This is a genomic window from Francisella sp. 19X1-34, assembly GCF_041102755.1.
GTDB lineage: Bacteria > Pseudomonadota > Gammaproteobacteria > Francisellales > Francisellaceae > Francisella.
On sequence record NZ_JBGCTX010000089.1, the window covers coordinates 1 to 7826 of the forward strand.

Consider the following 7826-nt stretch of genomic DNA (forward strand, 5'->3'; position numbering starts at 1 on the left):
GTTTTTCGCTTATTTTAACCTAAAAACACTACTAAACCCTTAATTTACAATGCTTTTAATTCCGAACTGAGGTTAAATTAGATTTTAGCTAGACTTTTAGAAAACTATAAATTGAATAAAACTTGTAATTGCTACTATAAATGGTTTCATAATAGAAAATAATAAATTTGAGCCGTTAAAAGGAATAATTATTAAAGCAAGTAAAATAAAAAATCCATATCTTTGCATACTATTATATTTAAGTGCTAATGATGGAGATAAAAAAGCTGTTACAATTTTACTTCCATCTAACGGAGGGATAGGTATTAGATTTAAAATCATTAGTACTATGTTTATCATAATGCCGTAAAAAGCCATACCCTGTATATATGGATGTAAAGTTATATATTTTGCTACTACGGCCCATAGTATTGCCATTATAAAGTTTGCTAAAGGTCCTGCTAAAGCAACTAGAGCCATGTCTAGTTTAGGTTTTTTTAAGTTGTTATAGTTTACAGGTACAGGTTTTGCCCAGCCAAATATAAAAGGAAAACCAGCTGCTATAGATGATAATAACATTATTGCTGGTAATAATAGAGTTCCAATAGGATCTATATGTGAAACTGGGTTTAAAGTAACTCTACCAAGGTTGTATGCAGTGTTATCACCACGTAACTTTGCTATGAGTCCATGAGCGGCCTCATGCATTGTTATAGCAAATATTAATGGAATGCCGGCCATTAATATAGTTATTAAAATATGATTTATATCCATGTTTGTAATATTAATTAAATATGCTGTACATGATTATATTAGTTATAGAAGACAATATGAAGAACTAATGCAATATTTATAGTAAAGAGAATAGTATAAAATCACCTTTATATTAGTATTAAATTAATTAAAATTATAAAAATATTATTAATAAATTAAATTATTATTGATTATGGGTGAAATTTATGAAAAAATAATTATCAGTTCCTTATTTTTAAATTAATTTTTAATTATTAAGAGAACGTTATTTATGTTAAATAAATATAATTTAAGTAATGTGACTGATAATACATAGTATTCAATAATAATATAAAAAAGAATACATTTTTTTGTTGGGGGGAGTCATTTGCTTTTTAATTATATATTAAAGGAGGCTCAATGTTATGGCAAATCAATACTCAGGAAACTTTGAACAGATAGTTGAAGATAAATTTAAGTGTTCAGCACGAGAAATGTTATTAAAGTGTCAAAGAGAAGGTTTAAGTTATCAAGATGCTGAAAAAGTATTAGGTTTTAAGCATGTGACTATCAGAAAATGGGCAAAGAGATTCGATATTAAATTACCGCCTAGATTTAGATTAAATGAAGATAGTGCTGACCTTAATAGGGAAGTTGCTTATGTTAATGAGTGTAAATCAGAAAATCTTACAAAAACAAACATATTCAGCCGTTGTTGGATAAATGTAAATCTTTACTCTACTATAAAAGCTAAATCTTGATTAACATTTATATTTGAATTATTTTCTTCAAAGTTAAAAGATACTTTTTCTCCTGGTGTTAGAACAATAACAGTTGATCCATAATTAAACCAGCCAATTGTATCACCTTTTTTAAATTCAATATTATAATTATCACTACTATAATCCCAAGTTTGTATATCTTTATAGTAGCTAGGAGCAACTTTACCATGCCATACGGTTTCTATACCTGCAACAAGAAGAGCACCAACAAAAATTACAGCTACTTCACCGATTTGCGTATCAAAATAACAAACTAATCTTTCATTCTTTGCAAATAGATTATCTATTTTACTTGTCGTTAATTTATTAACAGAATAAAGTTTGCCAGGTATATAAACCATTTTGGTTAATTTACCATCTATAGGCATGTGAACTCTATGGTAATCTTTAGGTGATAAGTATATTGTTGCAAACTTTGTAAAATCACTATGGGAATTATTTGCTATTAGTGATTCTAGGGTAAAAGATTTTCCTTTTGCTTGAATAAGTGTGCCATTTTCTATATTTCCAAACTCACTTAAGACACCATCTGCAGGAGATGTAATGATAGTTGGATCTGTATTTATAGGTCTTACTCCATTTTTTAACTCTCTTGTAAAAAAGTCATTAAAAGATAAGTAATTATTAGGATCAGTTTCTTTTGCTTCATCAATATTTATTTTAAATTTCTTTATAGCTAAATTGATTAAGTAATTTTTTATAGCCTTATTTTTTGACTCAGCAAGATTACTTACTAATCTTGATGTTAAACCATGTGGCAATAAATATTGTAAAAATATAAATAAGTTATCTTTCATTAGGTATACTCATGTTTATTACTAAAACCTTTTTATATATTAGTATATCACTGTGTTATAATATTTAGCTAACTTAATCATTCAAATCATATGAATTTAAAATAATGAAAAATATATCTAAAATACTTGTAATGTTAGGCTTTGCTTTCCTATTGCAAGATTGTTCAACAAATAGTGTTGATAATGATTTTTCATATGAAAATCTATCAGAAACTGTAAGTGGTATGCCATTTAGAAATAGAAAATATGATTATGCAAGAGTTCAAGTTAAAGAAGAGCAACCTTTAAAAATACCAGCAGGGTTAAATGGTAATGCAATAAAACCAGCACTTAAGCTTCCAGAAGGAAATAATAAATACGCTAAATCACAAGTTAGTGAAGCTCAGAAAGAAATGCTTCCGTCTAATTATTCTGATAAGTTTAATATGTCTAAGATTATTGATGATCAAATTGCAGAAGTTTCTATAAGTGTTCTTTATGATAGTACAGGAGCATTGAAACTGGTATTCAGAGAGCCTATAGCTATAACTTTGAATTTACTAGAAGAGTATTTCAAAAAAAGGCCAAAAGATTATAAGTTGCTATCCGTAAAAGATGAGATATTAGCAGGTAATCTTATAAGAGTTAAAGATACTAAAAAGAATTTGATATTTGTTATTAAAGCTCGTAAAGTAGATGATCTTTCAAGTTTAGTAAAAGTTGAAAGCGTATTTACAGGCGATGGTAAAACTCTAGCCCCAGATCATATAAATCAAAGTGTTAAACTATTGAGTCAAATACGTAAAGCGTTAAATGACACTAAGCTTAAGAGTAATGCTAATATCAAGATAGTTAAGCAAACTGAAGCAGAGCTAGGAGCAGCAGATAAGAAATCTAGTAAGCAAGGTGTGGAAGGGTTTGCAGGATCATTGAAGAAAGGAACTTTCTTTAGCTCTTATGATAGAACTATGGATAAAGCAAACTCGCAGCAGAAACAAAATCAATCAGGTCAAGACTATACTCAATATACTGCACCAGCAGGTGGAACAGTTTATGATAGTGATACACAAGCTCAAGTATTAAATACATAGGTAATTAAAATGTATGATATCTCAGTATTTATAGGGAGGTTTCAGCCTTTCCATAAAGGACATTTGCATAATATTTTAGTGGCTCTTTCAAAAAGTGAGAGGGTTATCATAAATGTTGGTAGCTCTTTTAATGCCCCTAATATTAAGAATCCTTTCTCATTCGAGCAAAGAAAGTTTATGATTGAAGAGGATTTGAAAATCTCAGGAGTCAACTTATCTAGGGTTATGATAGAGCCTTTGGCAGATTTTTTTTATGAAGAACAAAAATGGGAACAAGCTTTGCGTAATAATGTTGCTAAGCATGCTAAACAAGGTCAAACAGTAGCTATTGTGGGGCATATAAAAGATGATTCTAGCTATTATCTTGAAAGTTTTCCTGAATGGGGGTTTGTCGCTGTCGATAATTATAAAAATTATAATGCAACAGATTTTAGATTAGAGTTTTATAAAGGTTTTATTAAAGCTGATTACATGTGCAGTCAGGATCCTAATATAGCCACATATAAGTTTCTTAATGATTTTATGAAAACACAAAGCTATAATGATTTAGTACAAGAGAATGACTATGTCATAGACTATAAGAAATCATGGAAACCTGCACCATACAAACCAATTTTAGTAACTGTAGATGCCTTAGTAATAGTAAATGATCATATACTTTTGGTTCAGCGAAATGGTTTCCCAGGAAAGAATCTCTGGGCATTACCAGGAGGTTTCTTAGAGTATACAGAAACAGTATCTCAAGCAATTACTAGAGAATTACTTGAAGAAACAAATATTGATTTAACAGTTGAGCAGTTGGCTATAGCCAAAAGATCTGAGAAAGTTTTTGATTATCCATCTCGATCAGTTCGAGGTAGAACAATTAGTCATGTAGGGTTATTTGTATTTGAGAAATGGTCAAAATTACCCAATATTAAAGCAGCAGATGATGCAAAAAATGCTAAATGGGTTCCTATCAGGTCAATTCTTAATGAGATGTGTGATAGAATGCTAGAAGATCACTATCAAATTATTACAGTTTTACTAGAAAACTATTATAAAAATAAATAATAGGGAGATTTTTACATTATGAATTTATCAGTTGTAATTTTAGCTGCAGGTAAGGGTTCTAGAATGAACTCAAACAAACCAAAAGTTTTGCAAACACTGGCAGGGAAACCCCTTATAAAGCATGTTGTTGAATCTGTTGAAAGGTTGAATCCTGAGAATATTGTTGTTGTGACGGGGCATTTAAAAGAGCAGGTTGAAGATGTTTTGGCTGGTAGAGGTATAACATTTGTATATCAAGAAGAGCAGTTAGGGACTGGCCATGCTGTATTACAAACACTATCACACTTAAAAAGTCAGAAAGTTTTAATTTTATATGGAGATGTTCCATTAATATCAGCAGAGGTTTTAGATAACCTTGTGTCTACTACTCATGATTATGATTTGGGTGTTTTAACTGCATTTGTTGAAAATCCTAAAGGTCTAGGAAGAATAGTAAGAGATAGGTTTGGCGCAGTATCTGAGATTGTTGAAGAAAAAGATGCAAATGATGCGCAACGTCAAATAAAAGAGATAAATACTGGTATTTATTGTGCACATAAGAATCTCTTAGAAAAATGGTTACCTAACTTAGAAGCTAATAATGCTCAAAAAGAATATTACTTAACAGATATTGTCACGTTTGCTAAAAATGATCGTTTGTCTATAAATGTAACCCACCCAATTTATGAATTTGAAATATTAGGGGTTAATGATAGACAGCAGCTTGCAGACCTTGAGAGAACTTGGCAAAGAACAATAGCTGATAGGATTATGGCTAAAGGTGTAAGTATTGCTGATCCAAACAGATTTGATGTAAGAGGTCATTTGGATGTAGGTAAAGATTGTTGGCTTGATATTAATGTAATTATAAAAGGTAATGTAAAGCTTGGTGATAATGTTGTTATTGGGGCAAATTGTATCTTAAAAGACTGTACTATTGAGGATAATGTTAAAATTAAAGCAAATACTATGGTTGATGGGTCTATTGTAAGAAAAGGAGCTATTGTTGGTCCATTCGCGAGAATTAGGCCAGACTGTGATATAAAAGAAGAAGCGGTTATTGGTAATTTTGTTGAGACAAAGAAAACTGTTCTTGGTAAAGGTTCAAAAGCATCTCATTTAACTTATCTTGGAGATAGTGAAATAGGCTCAAATTGTAATATTGGAGCAGGAGTTATTACTTGTAATTATGATGGTGTAAATAAACATAAAACTGTAATTGAGGACTATGCATTTATTGGCTCTGATTCTCAACTAGTAGCTCCTGTAAGTATAGGACAAGGCGCAACTGTTGGTGCAGGTTCTACGATAGCAAAAGATGTGCCTGCTGATAATTTAGCAATATCTCGAGCTAGACAGCGTCATATCGATAGTTGGGAAAGACCAGTGAAAAAAACTGACAAATAACATAGTTAATAGGATTTTATTATGTGTGGAATAGTTGGCGCAAACTCAACAAGAAATGTTACAAATATTTTAATTGAAGGCTTAAAAAAGCTAGAATATAGAGGCTATGACTCAGCTGGTTTAGCTATAGTTGATAATCAAAAAAATATAGATATATGCAAAGAAGTTGGTAAAGTTATTGAGCTTGAAAAATCAGTACATACTTTAGCAGACTTCAAAGGCAATATTGGTATAGCACATACAAGATGGGCTACTCATGGTAAACCATCAAAAGAAAACTCTCACCCTCATGCATCAGAGAACTTCTGTATAGTACATAATGGTGTTATAGAAAACTTTTCTGAGCTTAAAAAATTATTAATAGCGGATGGTTATTGCTTTAAATCAGATACTGATACAGAAGTCGTTGCGCACTTGTTAGATAGAGAGTGGAATACTCAAGAATCTATAATAGGTAATGTTAAGCGTATTATAGCTTTGTTAAAAGGAGCTTATGCTTTAGCAATTATATCGCAAAATTTTCCTGATAAAATTGTAGCAGTGCGTTCTGGATCACCTTTAGTTATAGGTGTGGGTATTGATGAGAATTTTGTATCATCAGATACTTTATCTTTATTGCCAGTAACAAATAAGTTTTCTTATCTTGATGAAGGTGATATTGCAATAGTTTCTAAGGATGAGGTTGATGTTTTTGATGCACAAGGAATTCCAAAAAATCTTGAAGTTGAAGAATATAATTATTCAACTTCTAGTGCATCAAAAGATGGCTATAAGCACTATATGCTTAAAGAAATATACGAGCAGCCTGAAGCTATTTCAAATACAATTTCAGCATCATTAAAGGATGATAATGAAATCACACTAGAAAATTTTGATAATAGAGCAAAAGAGTTATTTGAGAAAACTAAGCATATATGTATTGTAGCTTGTGGTACAAGTTATAATGCTGGGATGACGGCTAAGTATTGGATAGAGAAATATGCCAAGATTCCATGCAGTGTTGAGATTGCAAGTGAGCTTAGATATAGAGATAATGTCGTTGTCGATGGCTCTTTATTTGTGAGTATATCTCAGTCAGGTGAGACAGCGGATACCTTAGAATCTCTCAGAAAGAGTAAAAATCAAGGTTATGCTGGAAGTATGTGTATATGTAATGTACCCAATAGCTCATTAGTGAGAGAGTCTGATATAGCATTTATGACAAAAGCAGGTGTTGAGATAGGTGTTGCATCTACCAAAGCATTTACTACTCAGCTAATAGCTCTAGCAATATTTACACTGGAGATGGCTAAACTTAGAAAAAGCCTATCAGATTCTGAGATTACAAAATATATTCAAGAGCTCAAGAATACTCGAGCCTTAGCTATGGGAGCTTTGAAGCTAGATCCTGAAATAGATGAAATAAGTGAGTATTTCTCAGACAAAGAGCATACGATATTTCTTGGAAGGGGCTTATATTTCCCTATAGCTGTTGAAGGAGCTTTAAAGCTCAAAGAGATCTCTTATATCCATGCAGAAGCTTATCCATCTGGGGAGTTAAAACATGGACCATTAGCTTTAGTTGATAAAAATATGCCAATAGTAGCAGTAGTACCTAATGATAATTTATTAGATAAAACACTTTCAAATCTTCAAGAAGTTCATGCCAGAGGTGGTAAACTAATACTTTTTGTTGATAAAGCTATTAAGGAGAGAGTGAATTTTGATAATAGCATTGTACTAGAGTTAGATGGTGGCCATGATTTTAGTGCACCAATAGTGTTTACAATACCTCTTCAGCTTCTTTCATATCATGTTGCTATAATTAAAGGTACAGATGTTGATCAACCGAGAAATTTAGCTAAGTCTGTAACAGTTGAATAATAGAAGAACTATAATATTTTTAAGTAAGAAAGTTGCTATGAATAGCTATAGTTAAACAATGTGTTTGTATAAAATTATAAGTATTTTAATAGGTTCTGTGCACAAAAATAAATTTTCATCGAAGCCAAATAAAAGTACAAGCTAATTTAATCATTCCTAGATAT

Annotated in this window: 7 protein-coding genes; 5 read left to right on the plus strand and 2 right to left on the minus strand. The window is 31.1% G+C overall.

What is annotated here, in order from left to right:
- Positions 1-96 precede the first annotated feature (96 nt).
- Positions 97-753 (minus strand): site-2 protease family protein, encoded by a 657-nt coding sequence (locus tag AB8E56_RS10830; RefSeq protein ID WP_329481002.1) that lies wholly within the window; start codon positions 751-753, stop codon positions 97-99.
- 383 nt (positions 754-1136) lie between these two features.
- On the opposite strand from AB8E56_RS10830, the gene AB8E56_RS10835 reads away from it, so the two are divergent.
- The gene (locus AB8E56_RS10835) at positions 1137-1472 is read left to right on the plus strand and encodes a hypothetical protein (RefSeq protein WP_150468451.1); all 336 of its coding nucleotides are present in this window, start codon (positions 1137-1139) and stop codon (positions 1470-1472) included.
- On the opposite strand, the gene asd is transcribed toward AB8E56_RS10835, so the two are convergent.
- Positions 1445-2290 carry an archaetidylserine decarboxylase gene (asd, locus tag AB8E56_RS10840; RefSeq protein WP_329481005.1) on the minus strand — a complete coding sequence of 282 codons (846 nt, stop codon included), beginning with the start codon at positions 2288-2290 and terminating at the stop codon, positions 1445-1447. The genes AB8E56_RS10835 and asd overlap by 28 nt on opposite strands.
- A gap of 104 nt (positions 2291-2394) precedes the next feature.
- Between asd and AB8E56_RS10845 the strand changes: the two genes are divergently transcribed.
- From AB8E56_RS10845 to glmS, 4 genes are read left to right on the plus strand one after another with little or no spacing between them, the layout of a single operon-like run.
- Positions 2395-3360 carry a hypothetical protein gene (locus tag AB8E56_RS10845; protein WP_329481007.1) on the plus strand — a complete coding sequence of 322 codons (966 nt, stop codon included), beginning with the start codon at positions 2395-2397 and terminating at the stop codon, positions 3358-3360.
- 9 nt (positions 3361-3369) lie between these two features.
- A complete protein-coding gene (locus AB8E56_RS10850) occupies positions 3370-4413 on the plus strand; it encodes a bifunctional nicotinamide-nucleotide adenylyltransferase/Nudix hydroxylase (RefSeq protein ID WP_329481009.1) in 1044 nt (347 codons plus the stop codon).
- An 18-nt stretch (positions 4414-4431) separates the two neighbouring features.
- Positions 4432-5799 (plus strand): bifunctional UDP-N-acetylglucosamine diphosphorylase/glucosamine-1-phosphate N-acetyltransferase GlmU, encoded by a 1368-nt coding sequence (gene glmU / locus AB8E56_RS10855; RefSeq protein WP_329481011.1) that lies wholly within the window; start codon positions 4432-4434, stop codon positions 5797-5799.
- Positions 5800-5820: 21 nt separating this feature from the next.
- On the plus strand, positions 5821-7662 hold the full coding sequence (gene glmS / locus AB8E56_RS10860) for a glutamine--fructose-6-phosphate transaminase (isomerizing) (protein WP_329481013.1): 1842 nt from the start codon (positions 5821-5823) through the stop codon (positions 7660-7662).
- Positions 7663-7826: the final 164 nt, after the last annotated feature.